Source organism: Mucilaginibacter lutimaris (assembly GCF_042676625.1).
Classification (GTDB): Bacteria; Bacteroidota; Bacteroidia; order Sphingobacteriales; family Sphingobacteriaceae; genus Mucilaginibacter; species Mucilaginibacter lutimaris.
The window spans coordinates 102,626-125,827 of sequence record NZ_JBHTIA010000003.1 but is presented as its reverse complement, the minus strand read 5'-3'; the positions used below and the strand labels follow the sequence as shown (position 1 = coordinate 125,827).

Genomic DNA, 23,202 nt, shown 5'->3' with positions numbered 1-23,202 from the left:
TTTATTTAATTAAAAGTACTTTGAATTACAAAGTGATTAGGTAAAAAAATATAGTTATAACGTTTTTTGATTTTTGATGATCTGCTCCAAAGCGTCAAGGTGCTGTTTGAAAGCTTGCTTACCTTTGGCGCTGGCCTCGTAATTGGTATTTGGCTTGCGGCCCAAAAATGACTTATGTACCATGATGTACTCCTCTTTTTCTAAAGCTTTAAGGTGCGATGCCAGGTTACCGTCTGATGCATCAAGCAATTCCTTAAGCGAGTTAAAATCGTAGCGGTCATTCACCACCAGCACACTCATTATTTGTAAACGCAGCCTGTTTTCAAAGGCCTTGTCGAGTTTTTCAAATGGAATCTTCACCGGTCATATTTTAAGTACATAATGCTGCCGTAAACAATGTGTAATACGCCAAACCCTATGGCCCAAAACAGCAAACCATAGCCCGGCAGTAAAGCAGCCAGCAAACCTAATAAAATATCTATGATACCTAAGTACTGTACATCTTTATAAGTAACGTTACTTGCGTTTACCAAAGCCAGGCCGTAAAATATAAGCGTGGTTGATGCAACTACACTAAAGTAACCTCTGGCGATTAGAATAAGCACCAGTACAGCTCCCGTTACCAATGGCACTGCGAGGTTAAACAGCAATTGCTTGCTTGCCTTGCCCCAAACGCTTTGCCCTTTTTGCTTTGCCTTGCGTAAGGTTAATACAACACCTGTAACAATTGATGCTATAAAAACGATAATACCTGTTATTGCAAGCTTTTGCCAGTTACTATACAATGGCCCATCAACCATGTCGTTATAAGCATTGTAATTAAGCTGATCGAAGCGGTCGGCTCCAAAAGTAATCCACCAAGCCACACCCGCCCCTATCAAAGCGTAAACACCCGCCATTACACCGCTAAGGCCGCTAAGCGAGATAAATTTTGAAGAGCGCTCCATCATACTGCGGATGGATGTAAGCTCGTCTTGTATTTCGTTTTCTTTCACTTAAAAGTACTTTGTTATTCAAAGTAAGTTATAAAGAATGAGATGTGCAAAAAAAATATTAGAAATAATGCAAGTTTTAATTCCCTCCCTGGGGAGGGGTGTGAGTGGGTGCGTTGTGGCAGGGAGGGGTTTGGTAGACAGAGGCGATTAAACCCCTCCCTACACCCTCCCGTTGGGAAGGAATCGCACATGCCCTTTGCTTTATAATTCCGGTTATTAATTACACCAATATCGCCGCCTTTACCAAATAAGGCAGTATCTCTTTCTGAAAAGACACAAAATTCTTGCGCACATCGCTATCGCTTACGGATGTGAACGCAAAACTGAATACGATGCTTTTACTGCACTTGATGAGGAAACGTACACGCTGATGGTAACCCTCGTGTTTGCGGATGCCGGGTAACTGTGTAAATGATTGTACCAGCAGTTCTTCTAACTCGTTTGACAGGTTTTTTAGAAACTCCTGTGAGTTGGTGCTTTCGCGAATAAAATCCCAACCAATAAATTCGTTGCAAACGGTGTATGACAGCCGGCAGGTTTTCATAATAAGACTGCTCAGGTGGGCCTCCTCGTCCATATCGGCAGTGTTAGTGTTGATCAGTTCATCTACACTTACTTTGATATAGTCCATCAGCAACACGTGCAAAACGGCTTCCTTGCTATCAAAATACTTGTAGATGGTAGCCTTCGCAATTTTTGCGCGCTTGGCAATTTCGTTTACACTCGTTTTATGGTAACCGAATTTACGGAACAGATCTTGCGCTGCCCGCTTAATACTATCTTTAATTTTATCGGCTTCCATTAATTAGTTTGAACAAATATCTCAAATTGCGTGGTATTTACAAGGTACGACCTTAGATATTTGGTGGCGGGCGCTTTTACGGGGCTCCCATCTGATAAGGAAAATTTAGACCCGCTGCATGGGTCGGTGGCGGTAAAGCCAGTATCATCAACCGTAACAGCACACAATTTTTCGGGCTGGTAACTACTACAGCGATCATATGCAACATAAGAACCATCTACCTGCCGGTATATAATTATACCCGCAACGCCCGCGCCCGAAATATAAGCATACCCTCCCGGTGCATTAAGCGCCGTATACCTGGGGTCGGTCTTCACGATCTTTACATTTACCGGAACACGCGGCACTACGTTTTCGGCTTTGCCACAGCCTAAAAACAGCAGGCAAATAATAAGTAGTGCCGGTAAATTCCTCATTATATAATATCTGTTGTAAACTGTTTCAGGAAACGCACGTCGTTCTCAGAGAATAAACGCAGATCGCGGATCACATATTTAAGGTTGGTAATGCGCTCGATACCCATCCCAAATGCAAAGCCGGTATATTTTTTACTGTCGATGCCGCAATTCTCTAACACATTAGGGTCAACCATACCGCAGCCTAATATCTCTACCCAGCCGCTGTATTTACACATGTTACAGCCCGAGCCTTTGCAAATAGTACAAGATATATCCATCTCTGCAGATGGCTCGGTGAACGGAAAGTACGATGGGCGGAAACGCACTTTAGTACCTTCGCCGTAAAGCTCCTGCACAAAATGATACAGCGTTTGTTTAAGATCTGAGAACGATACATTCTCATCCACATACAAACCTTCTACCTGGTGGAAAAAGCAATGCGCACGTGCCGAAATAGCTTCGTTACGATAAACGCGGCCGGGCATAATAGCGCGGAACGGTGGTTTGCCATTCTCCATCATGCGCACCTGTACCGATGAGGTATGCGTACGCAAAGCAATATCATCGCTACCATCACCCTTGCGGATAAAAAAGGTATCCTGCATATCCCTTGCGGGGTGCTCCTGCGGGAAATTCAGTGCTGAGAAGTTATGCCAGTCGTCTTCAATTTCCGGGCCTTCGGCCACCACAAATCCAAGCCTTTTAAATATATCGATGATCTCGTTACGCACTAAAGATAAAGGGTGGCGCGAGCCTACCTCAAAACCATCACCGGGAAGTGTTAGGTCAAGCCCTAAGTCCTGAGTCTTAGGTCCGGAGTCTAAAGATTCTTTGATCTCGTTGTACTTAACCTCAGCAAACTGTTTAAACTGGTTCAGTACCTTACCAAAGGTGCGTTTCTCCTCTGGACCAACGGTTTTAAATTCCTCAAAAAGGTCTTTTATTAAACCTTTGGTTCCTAAATATTTAATACGGAACGCTTCCAGTTCATCGGCTTTGGCAGCTGTAAAAGCTTTTATCTCGGCAGTATATTGATCTATTTTAGATTGCATTATAACCTCTATTCAAAAAATTCAATTACAAATATACGTAACTATTTAATCACCCCTAATTCCTTACCCACCTTGGTAAACGCGGCTATAGCCTTGTCTAAATGAGCCACATCATGCGCGGCCGAGATCTGTACACGGATACGGGCTTTGCCTTGCGGCACGACCGGGTAGTAGAAACCTATAACATAAATGCCTTCTTCCAGCATCTTAGCGGCAAACTCTTGCGCCAATTTGGCCTCATAAAGCATAACAGGCACAATTGGGTGCACACCCGGCTTAATATCAAAGCCTGCAGCCGTCATTTTCTCGCGGAAGTACTGCGTGTTGCTTTCCAGCTTATCGCGCAGGTCGGTGGTTTCGCTTAGCATATCCAATACCGCTATAGATGCGCCGGTAATTGCAGGGGCCAACGTATTACTAAATAGGTACGGCCTTGAGCGCTGGCGAAGCATATCAATGATCTCCTTACGGCCGGATGTAAAACCGCCCGATGCACCACCCAGGGCCTTGCCTAAAGTACCGGTGATAATATCAATTTTACCCATAACGTTATGATGCTCGTGTGTGCCGCGGCCGGTTTTGCCCATAAAACCACTACAGTGGCTTTCATCTATCATTACCAAAGCATTGTACTGTTCGGACAGGACACAAATTTTATCAAGCTGGGCAATGGTGCCATCCATGCTGAACGCGCCATCTGTTACGATGATGCGGTGGCGAAGGTCCTGCGTAGCTTTCAGCTGCTCTTCCAGGTCGGCCATATCATCGTGCTTGTACCGCTTGCGCTGGGCTTTACAAAGGCGCACACCATCAATGATAGACGCGTGGTTCAACTCGTCAGAAATAATAGCATCCTGATCGTTGAACAAGGGTTCAAACACACCGCCATTCGCATCGAAGGCGGCGGCATATAGTATGGTGTCTTCGGTACCTAAAAATTCCGAGATCTTTTGCTCCAGTTTTTTATGTATGTCCTGCGTGCCACAAATAAAACGCACCGACGACAGGCCGTAACCGTGGGTATCCATGGCATCTTTAGCGGCTTGTATTACCCTTTGGTTACCCGACAGGCCAAGGTAGTTATTGGCACAAAAGTTTATTACTTCCTGCCCACCCTGTACCGTAATATCCGCACCCTGTGGCGATGTTATAATCCTTTCGCGTTTATATAGGCCGGCATTTTCAATATCGGCAAGTTCCTGCTGTAAAACCGGTTGCAATGTGTTATACATAATGTAAGTGTTAAGGCCTCAAAATTAAACATAAACAAACAATTGTACCGGGTATGTAAACAATTAATGTAAATTACGTGTATACACAAACATTTTTGGCATAAACAGTATTAACCGTAAAACACACTATGAGAAGATACCTACCCTTTATCTTGTTTATACTCGTTGCCTTTACCACTTCGGCACAGCAATATACTTTATCGGGCCGTATAACGGGTCAAAAAAACGAGATGGTGCCGTTTGCATCGGTGTATATTCGCAATACCACATATGGCACAACTGCTAATGAGGAAGGCCATTATCAATTAAAACTCAGCCCCGGCACATATAATGTTATTTACCGCGCTACAGGTTATGCAGAGCAGGTACAAAAGTTAACCATTGCCGACCAACCCGAAACGCGCGACATACAATTAGTTAACGAGGCCTTTAAGTTTAGCCAGGTATCTGATAAGTGGAAACAAAATATGGACCCGGGCGATACCATCATGGCGAAAGTGATAGCCAGGCGTAAACAACATTTAGAAGAAGCCGGATCTTACTCATGTGCCGTGTATGTTAAAGGGGTACAAAAACTTTTAAGTTCGCCAAAATCCTTAACCAGCAAGGCGGTTAGGCAGGCCCTCGATTTGGATTCTAACGGCCGTGGTATACTCTATCAAACCGAAATACTATCGAACCTTAATGTTGCCCTGCCCAATAAAATGCACGAGGTTACCATTGCGTCAAAGCAGTCGGGTATCAATACGGCTTTTGACTATAGTAAGGCATCAGACCTGCAGGTGAATTTTTATAACGATGTTTTTAAAATAAACGGCCTTAGCACCCGGGCCTACCTTTCGCCAATTGGTACCGATGCGGCGAGGCATTACGATTACAGGCTGGTGGGCAGTACCGTGCAAAACGGGCTTACCGTTGATAAGATTGAAGTGATACCTAAACGCGAGAACGGGCAATACTTTCAGGGTAATATGTACATTGTAGAGGGCGACTGGCGTATTTACAGTGTAGACCTGATGCTTACCAATAAACATGCATCATTAAACCTTGTAGACACTTTAAAGATAAGCCAGCAGTACATTCCAATAACCGATAGCGTATGGATGCCTTCCGCTGTACAAATAAATTTTAAAGGATCGGTATTAGGGTTTAAGTTCGGCGGATATTACCAGGGAATATATAACAACTATAAAATAAACCCGGCTTACCCTAAAGGCTACTTTAATGGTGAGATATTAAAGATAGATACTGCCGCTAATCTTAAAACAGCGGCATACTGGAACGCCACACGCCCCTTACCCCTAACCCGGCAGGAAACGCGCGACTATCAAAAAAAGGACAGCATAGCCGCATACCAAAAAACCGATGCCTACCTGGATAGCATACAGCATACTAAAAACAACATCAATTATTTTACTTATACCATATTTGGTTACCGCGCAAGCAACCGCGCCGAAACAGATTCGCTTTACATTTTTCCGTTCCTGCAAACGTTTTATTACAATACGGTTGAAGGCTTTGGTATAAATGCCAAGGTACGTTATTCTCATAAGATAGACGATCTGCATTCGTACAGTATTACACCTGCGTTACGCTATGGCTTTGCCAACAAACTTTTTAGCGCCAATGTGCATGCCGAGTACCTTAATGACCCGTTCCATAACCAAAAATCTTATATAGAGTTTGGCAGCGATGTGCTGGACCTCAACAATGTTGGTACACGCTCTCGATACTTTAACACACTAAGTACCATACTTTACGAGAATAACTACGTAAAATACTACCGCTCGCAGTACGGTGGCTTTGGGTTTCAGCGCGAATTAAAGAACGGTATATTGTGGTCCGCAGCATTACAATATGCCAGCCGCACCCAAATGTACAACAACGCCTTTGGGCACGTTGTAGATGTAAAAAACAAAGAATTTACATCCAACAACCCTTTAGCCCCGCCGGGCACACCGGCAGATGACCGCTCTTTCCTGTTCCCAAAAAATCAGGCGCTAACATTTGCTACATCGGTAGCGTTCACATTCGATCAGCAATATGTTACCAGGCCTACGGGTAAATTTAATCTACCCTCTAAATATCCAACACTAACGGTTAATTACCGTAAGGGTATAAAAAGTGCGTTTGGGTCTGATGTGGACTACGATTTCGCATCGGTAGATGTATCGCAATCCAATATCAGGATAGGCTTATCCGGTTTCTCATCATTTAAACTAACCGGCGGCGATTTCTTCAGGAACAACAACCTGTACTATATGGATTATTATCATTACTTAGGTAACCAGGGCACCACTTTCGACCCTACCTACATCGGCAGTTTCCACTTCCTGCCGTTTTATACATATAGTACAAACGGGGCATTCTTTGAGGCCCACTACCAACACAATTTTGCAGGTTCGTTATTAAACAAAATACCGTTTATAAGAAAACTAAAACTCGAAGAAGTAATTGGCGCCAATTACTTGACCACTAAGGGCAACCCTAATTACAAAGAGTTTTATGTAGGTATACAGCGCCTTATTTTCCGGGTTGATTATGGTATCTCCTACGCGGGCGACAAAAAATACATTCAAGGCATCAGAATATTTTATGGGTTGAGGTAGAAGTTGAAAGTCAAAAGTTCAAAGTCAAAAGTTAACCTTACATACTTTCGACTTTGAACTTTCAACTTTTCACTATATTTGCGCTTCATTTAACACCGTTTGCAGCGGTATCAATGTTGTCATGATAAAATATAATACACTACTTTACTATTGTTATTCAACAATAGCCGATGGCGAGCAATTTGCCGCCGATCATCTTAAATTTTGTAAATCGCTTGGGTTAACGGGGCGCATTATAGTTGCCGACGAGGGTTTAAATGGCACCGTATCAGGTACCGAACAGGCTTGTAAAACCTATATGGATACTCTGCATGCCGATGAACGCTTTGCCGGTATTGATTTTAAGGTTGATGTAGTAGACGAGCCATCGTTTGTTAAGATGCACTGCCGCTATAAATCAGAAATAGTACACTCGGGTCTGCGCGACCCAAACATTATTAACCCGCAACAAAAAACAGGCAAGCACCTGGAGCCAAAGGAGTTTTTGGCCATGAAAGACCGCGACGATGTGGTGGTGCTTGATGTGCGTTCTAACTACGAGCACTCTCTTGGTAAATTTAAAAACGCCGTAACGCTGGATATAGAGAATTTCCGCGATTTCCCGGCCATGATCAACGAGCTTGCCAAATACAAGGATAAAAAAATACTTACCTACTGCACCGGAGGCATCAAATGCGAAAAAGCTTCGGCCCTGTTGTTGCACGAGGGATTTAGCGATGTTTACCAGTTGCACGGTGGCATCATTAAATACGGTAAGGAAACCGGCGGCGAAGATTTTGAGGGCAAATGCTATGTATTTGACAACCGCCTTTCGGTTGATGTGAACAGCGTAAACCCGGTTGTAATATCAACCTGCCGTAACTGTGGTAAAACCACACCAAAAATGATAAACTGCGCCAACCCCGAGTGCAACGAACACTTTACACAATGCGATGAGTGCGGCGAGGCTATGGATGGTTGCTGTAGCGATGCCTGTAAAGAACACCCACGCAAGCGTGTTTATGATGGTACGGGGTATTATGTAAAAGTGCCTCAGCCGGTAAACACAGCAAAAAAAGTCGCGGTTCAACTGGCTGGCGAATAATTAGGGCTACAGCAAAAATTCATCCGTCCCATAAATAGGGCGGCAATGAATTATTCCGTCGCTCTGGCAAATCAAATCATTCCCGGTACCGTAGGCTTTAGCCGACTGATAAGCAATACGCCCTGGCTTTAGCCAATGTCGTCTACTATTTTATTCAAAGCCAATTTGTACTTTTGACACACTAACATGTGCGGCTACACCTATGCGTAAACAACTCCTGTTTGCTTTTCTTTTCCTAATAAACACTTGCGCTTACGCGGCGGATATTAAAAGCATTGGTGTGCCTTATGTACAAAATTATACAAAGGCACAGTACCAATCGGGCAATCAAAACTGGTCGGTAACGCGCGATGAGCACGGCATTATGTACTTTGGTAATGACGAGGGTCTATTATCATTCGATGGCAAGTACTGGCAGTTGAACCGCATGCCCAACGGCCTTATTGTACGTTCTGTAGCAGCTGACGGAAAGGGGAAGATCTACTCCGGCGGTTTTGGCGAATTTGGCTACTGGGAAAACAACAAAAAGGGATTTCTTAAATACAACTCACTTACCCACCTTGTCCCTCAAAAATATCAGCCGGTAAAAGAAGAAACATGGAAGATATATGTGGATAAGGATAAAGTTATTTTTCAATCTTTTGGCTCCATTTATATTTACGCCGCCGGTAAAATTGCCGTAGTAAAAGCACCAAAGCCATTTCTGTTCCTTTTTAAAACAGGCAGCCGATATTTTGTCGAACAGGTTGACGCCGGTTTATTTGAATTAAAAAACAGTAAGCTGGCCTTTCTAAACGGCAGTAATATTTTAGGGAGCCGGGTATTATCAATTCTTCCGTTCGCTAATAACAAATACCTTATTGGTACCGCTAAAAATGGTTTATTTATATACGATGGCATTACCATAAAACCATGGCAAAGCCAGGCGAATGATTTTCTTAAAAACTACCAGCTAAACAATGGCGCTATTATACCGGGCAAGTACTTTGCCTATGGTACAATTTTAAACGGTATTGTTATTATTGATACTGCCGGTAACGTGGTACAGCACATCAATAAATCAAGCGGACTGCAAAACAACACGGTATTAAGTTTATACACTGATGCCGAACAAAACCTTTGGGCCGGGCTGGACAATGGCATCGACCGTATTGAAGTAAACTCACCTCTGTACTTTTACTTTGATAAAACCGGGCGTTTTGGTACGGTATACTCCAGTATCATTTATAACAACAAAATTTACCTGGGTACCAATCAAGGGCTTTTTTATAGCGATTGGGTAGTACCCGGCAACAAGCGGCTGTTTCAATCATTCAATTTTCAATTGATCCCCGGCTCGCAGGGGCAGGTTTGGGAACTATCGCTGCAGGATGGTAAGCTGCTTTGCGGCCATAACGATGGCACTTTTCAGGTAACCGGCAATACCATAAATAAAATAAACCCGCTAAGCGGCGGCTGGACCATAAAAAAATTCAATCCCGGCCAGCTGATACAGGGCATCTATAACGGGCTTGTTATTTACCGTAAAGATGCCGCCGGCAACTGGGTTTTTGATCACAAAATCGAAGGCTTTAGCGAACCCTCACGTTATGTAGAACGCGATAATAAGGGCCAGATCTGGGTAAGCCATGCTTATAAGGGCATCTATAAAATAACGTTAAGTGCCGATAACAAACGCGTTGCATCGCAAAAGTATTATGATAAAAGCTCGGGCCTGCCCGATAGTTATAACGTGGGTGTTTTTAACCTCGATAACCGCATAGTATTTTCATCCGAATCAGGATTTTATGTTTATGATGACATTACCGACAGGTTTTACCAATATCAACAGCTCAATAAAAAATTAAATACATTTTCGTCATCAAATAAAGTTATAGCTGCAATCGGTAAAAAATACTGGTTCATAAATCACGGGCGCGTGGCCCTGGCAGATCTGTCGGTTTCGGGCAGGTTAACTATAGATTCTAACCGTTTCAGTATGCTCAACGGTCAGATGGTGCAAAATTACGAGAACATTAGCATGATCAATAACCAGATCTATCTTATAAGTGTAGACGATGGTTTTGTGATTTTGAACGATGAGGATGCATCGCGGCAGCCAAATTTTAAATTACCTCCTGTATTAATAAGGCAGGTAGAGAATATTACCGACAAAACACTGGTAATAACGGATATGAATATTGATAATAACGAGATAGCTATCCCATATAATCAGAATAACATCCGTATAGCGTACTCACTGCCCTATTATAAGCAATCTAAAATAAAATACCAGTATTTCCTGGAAGGCTACTCGCGGCAATGGAGTGAGTGGAGCCCGCAAAGCCAAAAAGAATTTACAAACCTTAACCAGGGTACTTACCATTTTAAAGTACGCGCCAAAATTAACGACGAAAACGTAACATCCATAACCACCTTTAGCTTTGAAGTACTATCGCCATGGTATGCCGGGAAAATAGCCCTTACCTTATATGTATTGCTAGCAATTTTAATTTACTATGCCGGCAGATATTACTACAAATTAAAACTGGAGCGCCATCAGCAGGAAATTCAGGAAAAATTACAACAGGAGAAAGAAGAATTTTTAAAGCGCGAAGCCATAGCAAACGAACAGCATATTGTAACCATTAAGAACGAACAGTTACAAGCCGACCTGGCAAGTAAAAGCCGGGAGCTGGCTAACTCGGCCATGAACATTGTTTATAAAAACGAGTTGCTGCAAAAAATAAGCGACGAGATCGACCACTTTAAAGATAGCAATGGCAAAAAGCTATCGGACGACCAACTGAAAAAGATCCACAAGGTTATTGAGGAGGGCATGAACGACGAGCGTGACTGGAATGTTTTTGAGAACAGCTTTAACGAAGCCCACGAAAACTTTTTTAAGAAACTTAAACAAGGCCACCCAGACCTGGTACCAAACGACCTGAAGCTTTGCGCATACCTGCGCATGAACATGAGCAGCAAGGAAATGGCATCGTTATTGAATATATCTTTACGGGGTGTAGAGATAAGGCGTTATCGCCTGCGTAAAAAGCTCAATTTAGAACATGATAAAAACCTTGTAGAGTTTCTCATCGAGCTATAACACTACATCATTACCTCTCATGCCCCATGTACGCAGTTAGTATGCACGCATAATATTTGTAGTATAAAAAACACTTAATTAGCTTTTTCAATTATCTGTTTATCAATAGTTTATATTTCATTTTTAAAATATTTGTGAAAGTATTTTGAAGCTGATGTATTAATGTAGTGTAGCATTATTTGCTTAAAATGTATTATCTCCTCAACTTCGAACCCACAATTACCAATTAAACCAGTACTTAAAAATTAATTAACCACTATGAAGAGAATTTACAAAATCTCAGGGTTATTACTATTGTTTACTTTTTTCTCAACAGCACTTTTTGCACAGAACATCACCGTTAAAGGTAAAGTTACTGATGCTACAAGTGGCGAAACGCTGATAGGCGTAACTGTAGGCGTTAAAGGTACAACAACGGGCACCCAAACTGATGCTAATGGTACATATACATTAAGCGCAGCATCAAACGCTATCTTACAAGTATCTTATATAGGATACACAACACAAGAGGTCCCTGTAAACGGCAGAAACAGCCTCGACATCAAATTACAATCATCTACTAACCAGCTACAGCAAGTAGTGGTTGTAGGGTATGGTACACAGCGTAAATTAGATGTTACCGGTTCGGTATCTACCGTAAAGGGCGAAGATATTGCTAAACAATCATCAACAAATGCTGTAAGTTCATTACAGGGTAAGGTTGCCGGTGTACAAATTTCAAACGCAGGTGGTCCGGGCTCGTCTCCACAGATCAGGATACGAGGCCTTGGTACTGTATACGGTAACGCTAATCCGTTATACGTTGTAGATGGTGCCTGGTTTGATGATATTAGCTTCTTAAACCCTAATGATGTAGAAAACATTAGCATTCTTAAAGATGCTTCAAGCGAATCTATTTATGGTGTTAGGGCGGCAAACGGCGTTGTTTTAATAACAACCAAAAAAGGTAAAGGTGCACCAACCATTAATTACAATGCATACGCAGGCTGGCAAAAGGTTACTAACCAGCCAAAATTGGCCAATGCTACAGAATATGCTACCCTTATTAACGAACTTAATGCAACCCAGTTCCCTACAGACCCAACTACTTTCCCTGATGTAAATAAGTTTGGTAACGGTACCAATTGGTTAAATGTAGTGCTACGCGATGCGTTTACCATGAAACATGACCTGACTGTTAGCGGAAGCACAGATAAGTCCACCTACTCTTTTTCTGCAGGTTACTTAACACAACAAGGCGTTGTTACAGGCAACAACTATGATCGTATGACCGCGCACCTGCAACAGGATGTGCAAGCTACCAAATTTTTAAAATTGGGTTATAACGCAGTTTTGCAGAGTAGCAAATCTCGCGATGTGCCCGGAGATGTTATCTATAAAGCATTTACCGCATCGCCTGTAGTACCTGTTTACTATAATGACGGTGCTTACGGAGACCCTAATGATTTTCCTATTGGTACTGCTACCAATAACCCCAAAGCGCAGTTAGATTTCTTTAACCAGCGCTCCAACGGTTACCGCATAACAGGTAATATGTTCGCTGATATCAAATTCACAAACTATTTAACTTTCCGCACCAGCTTTGGCGGCGAATTTGGACAGGCGGAAGTATTGGGCTATGTACCTGCTTACAAAGCCACTGCAACACAGTTAAACGACTACAGCACCCTTAATGTATCAAGAGGAGAAGTTAGAAACTGGATATGGGAGAACACGCTGACCTTTGATAAAACTTTTGGCGATCACCATTTAACAGTTTTGGCCGGTCAGTCATCGCAACGCTATAAATCTTACAACATTTCAGCTTCGGCACGTAATGTACCTTTTACAAGCGATGGCGACCTTTACTTACGTTTGGGCAGTACAACTACCGATCCAAACTTCCCGCGTACAATTGATGACAGCGGCGCTTTAGCAACTTACGAATCTTACTTTGGCAGGGTTAACTATGCTTTTAAAAACAAGTACCTGTTAAATGCTTCATTCCGTGCAGATGGATCGTCAAAATTCATAGGCAACCAACGTTGGGGTTACTTCCCTTCGGTAGGTGCGGGCTGGGTTATCAGCAACGAAGAGTTCATGAAGGATCAGCACATATTTGATAACTTAAAAATTAGAGGCAGCTGGGGTAAAATAGGTAACGCATCAGTACCTGCCAACCTTTCTACTTTAGTTGTTAACAACTCTGCCGGCTTTACCGCTATTTATAATGGCCAACCGGCAACAGGTGCAAACATTACACAAATTGTCCCTCCAATTACTTACTGGGAGCGTGGTGTAGGTACGGATTTTGGTGTTGAGATGGCCTTCTTAAATAACCGTTTAACATTTGAGGCCGATTACTACGAAAAGAAAACAGAACAAGCCATTTTCGCCATCCCTGTTTTAGGTTCGTTAGGAACAAGCGGCGGTACTGTTATTGGTAACCAGGCTACTTTCCGTAACAGGGGATTTGAATTTGCTGCCAGCTGGAGAGGTACAATCACAAGCGACTTTACCTATAACCTAAGTGGTAACTTCAGCATCAACAATAACAAAGTATTATCAACCGTTACCGGCGCTAACCCAATATATGGTGGGGGCGCGGCAGCAACAGGCGGCCAGTTGGCTACCCGTACAGTTGTTGGACAGCCAATTGGCGAATACTATGGTTTAGTGGTTGACGGTGTTTTCCAAAATGCTGCCGAAATAGCGGCCTCATTACAGCCTGATGCAAAACCGGGCGACTTTAAATATAAAGACCTGAACGGCGATAAAGTAATTGATGCCAAAGACCGTATGCCAATTGGTAACCCTAACCCTAAATACCTTTACGGCTTTAGCGCTAACCTTGCATACAAAGCATTTGACTTAACGGTTGACTTACAAGGCGTTGCCGGGGTTGATGTTTATAACGCCAACAAAGGCTTACGCTATGGTTCAGAAAATTTTACAAAAGATTTTTATGACAACCGCTGGCATGGAGAAGGTACTTCTAATACCTACCCATCGGCAAACGTAGGCGGTGGCAACAACTACAAACCCAACACCTTCTTTGTGGAAAGCGGCGCTTACTTCAGGGTAAGGAATGTGCAGTTAGGTTATACCCTGCCATCTGCCGTTGCGTCAAAAATATTTATGAAAAGGGTTAGAATTTTTGCCAGCGGGCAAAACGTATTCAATTCATTCTCTTACAAAGGTTTCAATCCTGAGATTGGTGGCCAGGGCGACCAGCCGGGCATAAATGCCGGTATTGATAATGGGGCATACCCGCTATACGCCACTTATAACTTCGGTGTAAATGTTACATTTTAACAATTAAAATATTTAAAGTCATGTTTATAAAAAACTTTAAAAGTGCATTTGCTTTAAGCACGTGCGCAGTGCTGCTAATATCACAGGGATGCAAAAAAAGCTTCCTTGATGTACCGCCGCAGGGCCAGCAGCCAAGCCAGGAATTCTTTAAGACCGCAGACGATGCTACAAAAGCCGTAAACTCAATATATGCCAACTTACGTGTATGGAATAATACGGCGTTTGCCCCAATGGCTATTGAAAGCTTAGGGTCTGATGAAGCAGAAAAAGGTAGCACCCCTGCAGATGCTTCTTATATGAATGCTTTTGATAATTTTACCGTAACTGCAACAGAAGGCCAGATACAGGATTTCTGGAACGGGCAGTATCAGGATATTCAGCTTTGTAACCAGGTATTAGATAACGTGCCTAATATCGCTATGGACGCTACGCTTAAAAGCCGTTACCTGGCAGAAGCTAAATTTGTGCGTGCCTATGCATACTTTAGGCTTGTGCGTGCTTTTGGGGATGTACCACTGCGTTTGCATTTACCAAAAGATGCCAGCGAATATAACCTGCCACGCACGCCAAAAGCTGATGTTTGGGCTGCTATAGAAACCGATTTAACAGATGCTGCCGCGGTTTTACCACAAAGTTATGGTTCAAGTGATATTGGCCGTGCTACAAAAGGGGCAGCTTTATCATTACATGCAAAGGTTGCCATGTATCAGAAAAAATGGGACCTGGTTTTAAGTTTAACCAATACAGTAAAAGGGCTTGGCTATAGCTTGTTCCCTAATTTCGAAGAATCATTCAGGATTCCAAATGAAAATAATTCAGAATCGGTTTTTGAGATACAGGCACAAAGTTTAGGCGGAGGCGCTGCAACAAGCCAGTATTCGCAAATACAAGGTGTACCGGGTAACCTTAACCTGGGCTGGGGCTTTAATACCCCTACGCAGGCGTTGGTTGATGCTTTTGAACCAGGCGACCCTCGTATGGATGCTACTATTATTTTCCGTGGCGAAACCACACCGCAGGGCGATGCTATTGAAGCCACAGGGCCAAACCCAAGGTATAATCAAAAATCATATGTACCTAAAAGTTACCCATTCATTCAAAACCAGGGCGAGGACCAAAACGTAAGGGTTTTACGCTATGCCGAAGTATTATTAATGAACGCGGAAGCTGCTAATGAATTGGGTGATGCCGGAACCGCTTTAGCCGATTTGGAATTGATTAGAGCGCGTGCGCGTGGTAACAATAACGCCATTCTGCCTAAAATTACAACTACCGATAAAATTGCTTTGCAACAGGCAATATGGCATGAACGCCAGGTAGAATTGGCTATGGAGTTTGACCGTTACTTTGACGTTATACGCCAGGGCCGCGCGCAAACCATATTTGGCCCTAAAGGCTGGAAAGCAAACAAAAATGAAGTTTGGCCTATCCCTCAAAACGAGATCGATCTTTCTGCCGGTGTTTTAACTCAAAACCCGGGATATTAATAACCATTAATACTTAATGTTATGAAAAAAAATAATCTATATATATTGATGGCTGCACTTGTTGGTGTTGGCCTGTCGTCATGCCAAAAAAAGTTCGATCCATCAACTTATGCACCGCCTTTAGATATTAACGGCTATACAGCAGCTAACCAGGTTGCTAAAGAAAGTTTAGTTGGCTATTGGGCTTTTGACGGTGGGCTGGTTGATAGCGTATCAAACACGCAGGGAACAGCTACTGGTACAACCTTTGCCGGTGGCGTTAAACGCGATGCCATGCAGGGTGCTTTAAACAGCTATGTATTAGCTGCCCCGTCTGCGGCAGTAAGCGGCCTTAAAAGCTTTACCCTTACAGAGTGGGTAAACACCCCTCCGCCATCTGTAGGTATCATCCCTCTATTCTCACTTGCCAATAAAGCAGGCTTTTGGGGCAACATCGAGATCTTTTTTGAAAACGGAAGCACAAATGATAACGGATTGCTACGTTTCCACTTATTTAACGGAACCGACGACAAAGCACTGGAGGTGAATGGGGTTAAAAACCTGTTCAATAAATTTGTGAACATTGCGTTTTCTTATGACGAGAAAACCTCAATATGCAAGGTTTATGTGAATGGTTCAAGGGTTTTTAACGGCGCGTTCCCGGGTGTAACAGGTCCGCTCAATTTTAAAAACCAGGGTAACATTGTTTTTGGGGCGCCTCAGTTCATGACCACTCCAAGCCAAACCTCAACACATGGTGCCGAGGGCTGGGCAAGTTTTTTACCAGGTAAATTAGACGAAGTAAGAATTTATAATAAAGCGTTAACCGACATAGAAGTTGGCTCTATTGCCAAACTCGAAGGTCGCGGAAAGTAAACATTTGATTGAGTATGAGGTTGTCTGGCGTATGCCGGGCAGCCTCTTTTTTTGAAATTTAATTGCAGGTAAAGCTGCCAAACAGGATGCTGATGAGAGATTTAAAGATTTTTGCCACACTAAGTTTATTGATGTTGCTTTTTGCCTGCAGTAAAAGCGATACAACACCATCAAAACCGGTAACCCCACCCGTTACTACCCCTTCATCATTTAGTTTTAATGCACTAAAGGTTAACGGGCTAACCAATGGCTTTACTTATACCAATATTGATAAAACCCCGGTTATTAAGATCAGTTTTTCGGCTGCGCTTAGCAGGGCATCGGTAGCTACGGCTGTTGTTATTAAAGATAAGGCTGGTTCCAATGTTACTTACACTACCACTTACGAGGATAATGACAACACTGTAGTTATAAAACCTGCTTTAGCTTTTATAACTAAGTACACTATTGACGTAACTACCGGCTTAAAGTCTACAGAAAATGGCAACTTGCAATCGGCATTGACCATAAATCTCACTACAGGTATAGATTCGACAGATAAGTTTGCGGCCATAACAGATAACCAGCTGCTTGACCTGGTACAGAAACAAACCCTAAAATATTTTTATGACTTTGGGCACCCCGTAAGCGGCCTCGCTTTAGAACGCAATACATCTGGCGATGTGGTTACTACCGGCGGCTCGGGCTTTGGTATCATGGCCATGGTTGTTGGTGTTAACCGCAATTTTATAACCCGTGCCGAAGGCCTTGCACGCATGCAAAAAATTGTAGGTTTCTTAAAAACTAAAGCTGTAACATTTCACGGTGCATTTCCACACTGGTTAAATGGCACGTCGGGTGCTGTACAACCTTTTAGCGCGCAGGATAACGGCGCCGATTTAATTGAAACGTCCTTACTAATGCAGGGTTTGTTAACGGCACGCCAGTATTTTAATAGCTCAAACGCAGACGAAACTACGCTAAGGTCAGATATTACCACCCTATATAAAAATGTGGAGTGGGACTGGTTTAGGCAAGGCAACCAAAATGCACTTTACTGGCACTGGAGCCCAAACAACGGCTGGGCCATCAACATGAAAATAACCGGCTGGAATGAAGGACTGATAGCATATGTATTAGCAGCATCATCTGCCACCCATAGTATACCAAAAACCGTTTATGACGAAGGCTGGGCAGGAAGCGGGGCTATGAGGAACGGCGCAACTTATTACGGAGTAAAATTACCATTAGGTCCTTCGCAGGGAGGCCCGCTGTTTTTCGCGCATTACTCGTTCCTGGGTATAAACCCAAACGGTTTGGTTGATGCTTACGCTAATTACTGGGAACAAAATAAAGCGCACTCCGAAATAAACTATAATTATTGCGTGGCAAACCCTAAAAACTATTACGGATACAGCGACGATAGCTGGGGATTAACCGCAAGCGACGTTGAAGGTGGCTATACTGCCAGTTCGCCAACCAATGATATTGGTGTAATTGCACCTACCGCAGCTATATCATCAATGCCTTACACACCTGCACAATCAATGGCGGCTTTAAAGTTTATGTACTATAAGCTTGGCGATAAACTATGGGGACCTTACGGCTTTTACGACGCCTACAATTTAAACAACCCTTGGTTTGCTAATTCATACCTGGCTATAGACCAGGGTCCTATTATTGTGATGATAGAAAATTACCGTAGCGGCCTGCTTTGGAACTTGTTTATGAGTTGCCCCGAGATAAAAACCGGTATGAAAGGGCTGGGCTTTACAAGCCCCTCGCTATAAAAAGCATTGTGTAACCTATTTTAAGTTTGAACAACAACCCAATGAAGAAAATATTATTAAGCGCCTGGCTTATTATTGCATCAATACATGCAATGGCGCAAAAGCCTGCCGTAAAACAGGATGGCATTAAACCTATAGGCATCATCAAAAACCTAAGCGACAGCGCCCTGCTTGATGTGGTACAACGCCAAACCTTCCGTTACTTTTGGGATTTTGGGCACCCGGTGAGTGGCCTTGCCCGCGAGCGTAGCAATAAATCGTTTGACTATGGCGACGAGGTAGTTACTACCGGCGGTTCGGGCTTTGGTATTATGGCCATGATAGCTGCTGATCACCGCAAATTCATCACCCACGAGCAATCTGTAGACAGGATGCTGAAGATAGTAGAGTTTTTATTCCGTGCCGATTCTTATCATGGTGTTTTCCCCCACTGGCTAAATGGCGAAACAGGCAAAACCATCCGCTTTGGCCGCAAGGATGATGGCGGCGACCTGGTAGAGACCGCGTACCTGCTGCAAGGCCTTATCTGCGCAAAACAGTACTACACTGCCAATACACCAAAAGAACGCCGCATACGCGACGTAATCAGCTGGATTTGGGGCGAAACTGAATGGAGCTGGTACACCCGGGATGGCCGCGACAACCTGTACTGGCATTGGAGCCCAAACAACGGTTGGGCCATGAATTTCCCTATCCGCGGGTTTAACGAGTGTTTGATCACTTACATCCTTGCAGCATCTGCCGACCGCTACCCGGTTAGCGCCGAGGTTTACCACCGCGGCTGGACACAAAGCGACTTCTTTAAAAACGGCCATACATATTATGGCTACAAACTGCCATTAGGTTTTGCCTATGGCGGCCCGCTATTCTTTTCGCAATACTCATTCCTGGGGCTCAACCCTAAGGGCCTAACAGACCGCTATGCGGATTATTGGGAGCAGAACCGCAACCATACCCTTATTAACCGCGCATACTGTATTGATAATCCTAAAAAGTTTAAAGGCTATGGCGAAAACTCATGGGGATTAACAGCAAGTGATAATTATGAAGGTTATAACGCCCATTCACCCGATAATGACCTTGGTGTTATTACACCAACCGCCGCCTTATCGGCTTTCCCGTACACACCAGAGTACTCTATGAAAGCGCTACGCCACTTTTATTATGATCTGGGCGACAAGATATGGGGCGAATATGGGTTTACCGACGCTTTCAGCGAATCGAAGGACTGGTACGCAAAATCATACCTGGCTATTGACCAGGGGCCAATTATTGTGATGATAGAGAATTATCGCTCGGGCCTGTTATGGAACTTATTTATGAGTGCGCCTGAAATTCAAAACGGCCTTAAAAAGCTCGATTTTAAAAGCCCGGATATAGTAGCAGCAAAAAATAAATAATTCGATTTAAATCGAAATCGGATTTTTTACGTTTAGTATCATAACTACACTAAACGTTTACCATGATCATTAAAAAATTACGAATATTGGCAATGCTGGGTATGCTTTACCTGGCATTTCCTTTTTTTGCCCAGGCACAAATTAATTCGGCGTTTGATAAGGGCCTGTATAGCTCCAAGACAGATACCCTGCCCTACCGCATCCTATTCCCCAAACGTTTCGACCCTTCAAAAAAATATCCGCTTATAATTGTATTGCATGGCGCAGGCGAGCGTGGTAAGGATAACGAAGCGCAGATAAAATATGGTCCTAAACTGTTCCTTAACGATACCATCCGCCAAAATTACCCGGCAATAGTGGTGTTCCCGCAATGCCCGGCAAACGGTTATTGGTCTAATGTAAAGATAGATACCAACGCCATGGGTAAGCGCGCGTTCCATTTTCAGGAGGGCGGCGAACCTACGCCGCCTATGAGCGCCTTACTGGGGCTGGTAGAGCAAATGCTTGATAAACCTTTTATCAACAAAAAGCAGGTTTACATAGGCGGCCTATCTATGGGTGGTATGGGTACATTTGAGATATTGAGACGCAAACCCAATACGTTTGCCGCTGCCTTTACTATTTGTGGCGGCGATAACACCAATAACGTAAGCAAGTATGCTAAGAAGGTGCCGCTCTGGATCTTCCACGGGCAAAAGGATAGTGTGGTGCCTTTCGATCATTCGCAGGTGGTGGTTGATGCCCTTAAAGCCGCTGGCGCCAACCCTAAATTTACCATTTACCCAAATGATGATCATAATAGCTGGGACGATGCCTTTGCTGAACCGGGACTAATACCGTGGTTATTCTCGCATAGTAAATAATAAAAAGATCGGCCCTTGAATTAAGGGCCGATCTTTTCATTATGGAATTAGTTGATTATTACTTTTTATTTAAAGCACCTTTGAATGTACCCTGCTCAACAAAGGCTTCTTTACCGGCACTGTTGTGTGCAACTATGTAAAACGTACCTTCTGTTTCGGTGGCGGTTAATTTGGTGATCTTCACCTCGCCGCCACCTGTCATACCGCCTGTTGCAGGTAAATCGGTACTGTATGCGCCTTCGCCTGTTGCGGATTTAAAATCCTTTAGCATAATTGCTCCGTTACCGTCGTTGTTGCCCTGGTCTAATTTGTAGGTGCCGGTTGCAGTTACATTGCCCAGCACAATGCTAATAGACTCGTTACTGCCATCTTTAATAGCGCTAAGCGTCCATAAATTACCTACCTGCACAATTCCTGCTTTAGTGCTTTTAAATGAAGCACCTGCAGTTCCGTCGAAACCATAGTTGCTTGCAGAAACGGTAGCCGCGCCACCCGTGTTATTGTCGGTTTTAGCATCATCCTTTTTACATGATACTGCTGCAACCGCAATTAGCATTGTTATTATAAATGCCCCTTTAATTTTTTTCATCGTTTTAATGTTTAAGTGTTTGTTTATTTAAAACAAAGTTGCTTAAACTCTTAACCCGCTACAATCACGTTAAAAAGGCATATTTTACTACGTACTAACCGCAATTGGTATTGGAGGGATTATAAAAAGCGAGGTTTTAGATGATCTTACGCTCGTAGGCATATTTAAGCAGACCTACAACGGTTTGGGTATTTGTCTTGCGAAGGATGTTTTTGCGGTGGGTTTCAACCGTGCGCTCGCTGATAAACAGCATATCGGCAATTTGCTTGTTGCCAAAATCCTGCTCTATCATCCTGATGATCTCTATTTCCCTGTCGGTAAGGCGCGATGACTCATCCTGATTGCGTTTAAAGGACTTCATGAGTTGCAGGGTAATATCCTGCCCAAAATAGTTCTGGCCCGATGATACCTTGTTCAGTGCCTCAATCAACTCCTGCTTACCGGTATTTTTAAGGATATAGCCGGAGATACCCGCGTCTATCATTTCGGCAACTACCTGGCTCTCACTAAACATCGATAGCGCGATGATCTTAATATGCGGGAATTTCTTTTTTACCAACCGTGTAAGCTCAATACCACTCATTTCGGGCATGCTTACATCGGTTAACAAAATATCGGTGTGGGTATCAGCCAGCATATCTAATGCCTGGTGGGCGCTGGTACTTTCGCCAACAATATCAAACCCGTTAATGGTATCAATTATCAATCTTAGCCCATCAATAACCATTTGATGATCGTCAACAATAAAAATACTTTTAACAAGTTCCATTGGTTTAGGGGTGTTAGGTGTGATAATTTTATGTCCGTATTGATGATTGTCAACCGGTTAGCAAACTAAATATATAGTAAATAAAAATAACACCTCAAAATCTTAAAAAAATACCATTTATTGGGTATTTAAGCATGCAACAAAATCTAAAAACTTTCATCGGCTTCCAGTTTGGTACCTGCGCTATCGTTATTGGTAATCTGGTTGTCAGCGTTCAGGTCCGTGGCAGGTTCGCTTTCGCTCAAGGTTTCGGTAATGCCATCAGTATCGGCAACCACCCCATCTTTGTTGGTTATTTTATCGGTATCATCCTTGTTGGTTATGGCATCCTGTTCGGCAGCGTTCACTTTCGGGTCGCCGTTTTCGCCTTCTATAGGAAAATTGCTGCCGGGAGTCGGGTTATCTGGAGTATTCATAACTATTCGGTTTTTAATATCAACGGATGAATGTCGGGTATTGTTTTCCGCCCCCCGGCGGGCAGGATATGTTCACGTTCACGTTTGCACATGCAGGTGCGTTTTTCACAACACACTCATAATCAAACATCAAAGCGTTAAAATGGTGACAAGGTAGCGACACCATGAACATCAATTATTTTATTATCGCCTGTATGGCTTGCAAGACGCCATCTTACTTCATTGCCGTCCCTTTCAAGGGACGGAATAGGAACATCCATTATCGGCTTAGCTAAAAGTCGGCTGGTTAAATTGGCTAAAGCAAGTACTATTTTCTTATGTTATCCGTTGGCTGAAGCCAACGGCAATGATAGTTTATTAATGCTCTGAATTATGTCGCTTGTAGAAACCCCTCCCTAACCCTCCCTTGGGGAGGGAATTAAAAAAATATTCTTCTACAAAAAAGCCGAACGTTTATTCGTCCGGCTCTTAACATTTGATTGGTTTATAACTGGTTGGAT

General features: G+C 43.2%; 18 protein-coding genes. 9 read left to right on the top strand and 9 right to left on the bottom strand.

Going from position 1 to position 23,202, the window contains the following annotated elements; translation table 11 throughout:
* Positions 1–54: 54 nt before the first annotated feature.
* The 6 genes from ACFQZI_RS01305 to kbl all read right to left on the bottom strand — a co-directional run bounded on the left by ACFQZI_RS01305 (position 55) and on the right by kbl (position 4,479).
* Positions 55–360: a winged helix-turn-helix domain-containing protein gene (locus tag ACFQZI_RS01305; protein WP_377137584.1), complete on the bottom strand. Its 306-nt coding sequence runs from the start codon at positions 358–360 to the stop codon at positions 55–57.
* Positions 357–995: a hypothetical protein gene (locus ACFQZI_RS01300; protein ID WP_377137582.1), complete on the bottom strand. Its 639-nt coding sequence runs from the start codon at positions 993–995 to the stop codon at positions 357–359. Before ACFQZI_RS01300 ends, ACFQZI_RS01305 begins: the two co-directional genes overlap by 4 nt.
* A 220-nt stretch (positions 996–1,215) precedes the next feature.
* Entirely contained in the window at positions 1,216–1,797 is a 582-nt protein-coding gene (locus ACFQZI_RS01295; RefSeq protein ID WP_377137580.1) for a TetR/AcrR family transcriptional regulator, read from the bottom strand.
* Positions 1,797–2,213, bottom strand: coding sequence for a Rieske (2Fe-2S) protein (locus ACFQZI_RS01290; protein WP_377137578.1), 417 nt, complete (start codon positions 2,211–2,213; stop codon positions 1,797–1,799). Before ACFQZI_RS01290 ends, ACFQZI_RS01295 begins: the two co-directional genes overlap by 1 nt.
* Complete coding sequence (pheS, locus tag ACFQZI_RS01285; protein ID WP_377137576.1) at positions 2,213–3,247, bottom strand: phenylalanine--tRNA ligase subunit alpha; 1,035 nt, start codon at positions 3,245–3,247, stop codon at positions 2,213–2,215. The genes ACFQZI_RS01290 and pheS overlap by 1 nt, the downstream gene beginning before the upstream one ends.
* Positions 3,248–3,288: 41 nt before the next feature.
* Positions 3,289–4,479, bottom strand: a complete 1,191-nt coding sequence (gene kbl / locus ACFQZI_RS01280) for a glycine C-acetyltransferase (RefSeq protein WP_377137574.1) — start codon at positions 4,477–4,479, stop codon at positions 3,289–3,291.
* Positions 4,480–4,607: 128 nt separating this feature from the next.
* On the opposite strand from kbl, the gene ACFQZI_RS01275 reads away from it, so the two are divergent.
* The 9 genes from ACFQZI_RS01275 (at position 4,608) to ACFQZI_RS01235 (ending at position 20,928) form a co-directional block, all read left to right on the top strand.
* Entirely contained in the window at positions 4,608–7,088 is a 2,481-nt protein-coding gene (locus ACFQZI_RS01275; protein ID WP_377137572.1) for a DUF5686 family protein, read from the top strand.
* Positions 7,089–7,209: 121 nt separating this feature from the next.
* On the top strand, positions 7,210–8,172 hold the full coding sequence (gene trhO, locus ACFQZI_RS01270; RefSeq protein WP_377137570.1) for an oxygen-dependent tRNA uridine(34) hydroxylase TrhO: 963 nt from the start codon (positions 7,210–7,212) through the stop codon (positions 8,170–8,172).
* A 202-nt stretch (positions 8,173–8,374) separates the two neighbouring features.
* Entirely contained in the window at positions 8,375–11,260 is a 2,886-nt protein-coding gene (locus ACFQZI_RS01265) for a ligand-binding sensor domain-containing protein (RefSeq protein ID WP_377137568.1), read from the top strand.
* A 258-nt stretch (positions 11,261–11,518) separates the two neighbouring features.
* Positions 11,519–14,554 (top strand): SusC/RagA family TonB-linked outer membrane protein, encoded by a 3,036-nt coding sequence (locus tag ACFQZI_RS01260; protein WP_377137566.1) that lies wholly within the window; start codon positions 11,519–11,521, stop codon positions 14,552–14,554.
* A gap of 68 nt (positions 14,555–14,622) precedes the next feature.
* Positions 14,623–16,041 carry a RagB/SusD family nutrient uptake outer membrane protein gene (locus ACFQZI_RS01255; protein ID WP_377137564.1) on the top strand — a complete coding sequence of 473 codons (1,419 nt, stop codon included), beginning with the start codon at positions 14,623–14,625 and terminating at the stop codon, positions 16,039–16,041.
* 21 nt (positions 16,042–16,062) lie between these two features.
* Positions 16,063–16,896 carry a LamG-like jellyroll fold domain-containing protein gene (locus ACFQZI_RS01250; RefSeq protein ID WP_377137562.1) on the top strand — a complete coding sequence of 278 codons (834 nt, stop codon included), beginning with the start codon at positions 16,063–16,065 and terminating at the stop codon, positions 16,894–16,896.
* Between the two features lie 92 nt (positions 16,897–16,988).
* On the top strand, positions 16,989–18,665 hold the full coding sequence (locus ACFQZI_RS01245) for a glucoamylase family protein (protein ID WP_377137560.1): 1,677 nt from the start codon (positions 16,989–16,991) through the stop codon (positions 18,663–18,665).
* Positions 18,666–18,706: 41 nt separating this feature from the next.
* Positions 18,707–20,065, top strand: coding sequence for a glucoamylase family protein (locus ACFQZI_RS01240; RefSeq protein ID WP_377137558.1), 1,359 nt, complete (start codon positions 18,707–18,709; stop codon positions 20,063–20,065).
* 62 nt (positions 20,066–20,127) lie between these two features.
* The gene (locus tag ACFQZI_RS01235) at positions 20,128–20,928 is read left to right on the top strand and encodes a carboxylesterase family protein (RefSeq protein WP_377137556.1); all 801 of its coding nucleotides are present in this window, start codon (positions 20,128–20,130) and stop codon (positions 20,926–20,928) included.
* A gap of 58 nt (positions 20,929–20,986) precedes the next feature.
* Here the strand turns inward: ACFQZI_RS01235 and ACFQZI_RS01230 are convergent, their stop codons facing one another.
* The 3 genes from ACFQZI_RS01230 to ACFQZI_RS01220 all read right to left on the bottom strand — a co-directional run bounded on the left by ACFQZI_RS01230 (position 20,987) and on the right by ACFQZI_RS01220 (position 22,702).
* A complete protein-coding gene (locus ACFQZI_RS01230; protein ID WP_377137554.1) occupies positions 20,987–21,517 on the bottom strand; it encodes a hypothetical protein in 531 nt (176 codons plus the stop codon).
* Between the two features lie 136 nt (positions 21,518–21,653).
* A complete protein-coding gene (locus ACFQZI_RS01225) occupies positions 21,654–22,286 on the bottom strand; it encodes a response regulator transcription factor (protein WP_377137553.1) in 633 nt (210 codons plus the stop codon).
* Between the two features lie 146 nt (positions 22,287–22,432).
* Positions 22,433–22,702 (bottom strand): hypothetical protein, encoded by a 270-nt coding sequence (locus tag ACFQZI_RS01220; RefSeq protein WP_377137552.1) that lies wholly within the window; start codon positions 22,700–22,702, stop codon positions 22,433–22,435.
* Positions 22,703–23,202: the final 500 nt, after the last annotated feature.

Excerpts from the sequence above, each read along its gene's own strand:
- ACFQZI_RS01295 (WP_377137580.1), bottom strand. The coding sequence starts at position 1,797 with ATGGAAGCCGATAAAATTAAAGATAGTATTAAGCGGGCAGCGCAAGAT.
- ACFQZI_RS01290 (WP_377137578.1), bottom strand. The coding sequence starts at position 2,213 with ATGAGGAATTTACCGGCACTACTTATTATTTGCCTGCTGTTTTTAGGC.
- pheS (WP_377137576.1), bottom strand. The coding sequence starts at position 3,247 with ATGCAATCTAAAATAGATCAATATACTGCCGAGATAAAAGCTTTTACA.
- kbl (WP_377137574.1), bottom strand. The coding sequence starts at position 4,479 with ATGTATAACACATTGCAACCGGTTTTACAGCAGGAACTTGCCGATATT.
- ACFQZI_RS01275 (WP_377137572.1), top strand. The coding sequence starts at position 4,608 with ATGAGAAGATACCTACCCTTTATCTTGTTTATACTCGTTGCCTTTACC.
- trhO (WP_377137570.1), top strand. The coding sequence starts at position 7,210 with ATGATAAAATATAATACACTACTTTACTATTGTTATTCAACAATAGCC.
- ACFQZI_RS01265 (WP_377137568.1), top strand. The coding sequence starts at position 8,375 with ATGCGTAAACAACTCCTGTTTGCTTTTCTTTTCCTAATAAACACTTGC.
- ACFQZI_RS01260 (WP_377137566.1), top strand. The coding sequence starts at position 11,519 with ATGAAGAGAATTTACAAAATCTCAGGGTTATTACTATTGTTTACTTTT.
- ACFQZI_RS01250 (WP_377137562.1), top strand. The coding sequence starts at position 16,063 with ATGAAAAAAAATAATCTATATATATTGATGGCTGCACTTGTTGGTGTT.
- ACFQZI_RS01245 (WP_377137560.1), top strand. The coding sequence starts at position 16,989 with ATGAGAGATTTAAAGATTTTTGCCACACTAAGTTTATTGATGTTGCTT.
- ACFQZI_RS01240 (WP_377137558.1), top strand. The coding sequence starts at position 18,707 with ATGAAGAAAATATTATTAAGCGCCTGGCTTATTATTGCATCAATACAT.
- ACFQZI_RS01235 (WP_377137556.1), top strand. The coding sequence starts at position 20,128 with ATGATCATTAAAAAATTACGAATATTGGCAATGCTGGGTATGCTTTAC.
- ACFQZI_RS01230 (WP_377137554.1), bottom strand. The coding sequence starts at position 21,517 with ATGAAAAAAATTAAAGGGGCATTTATAATAACAATGCTAATTGCGGTT.
- ACFQZI_RS01225 (WP_377137553.1), bottom strand. The coding sequence starts at position 22,286 with ATGGAACTTGTTAAAAGTATTTTTATTGTTGACGATCATCAAATGGTT.
- ACFQZI_RS01220 (WP_377137552.1), bottom strand. The coding sequence starts at position 22,702 with ATGAATACTCCAGATAACCCGACTCCCGGCAGCAATTTTCCTATAGAA.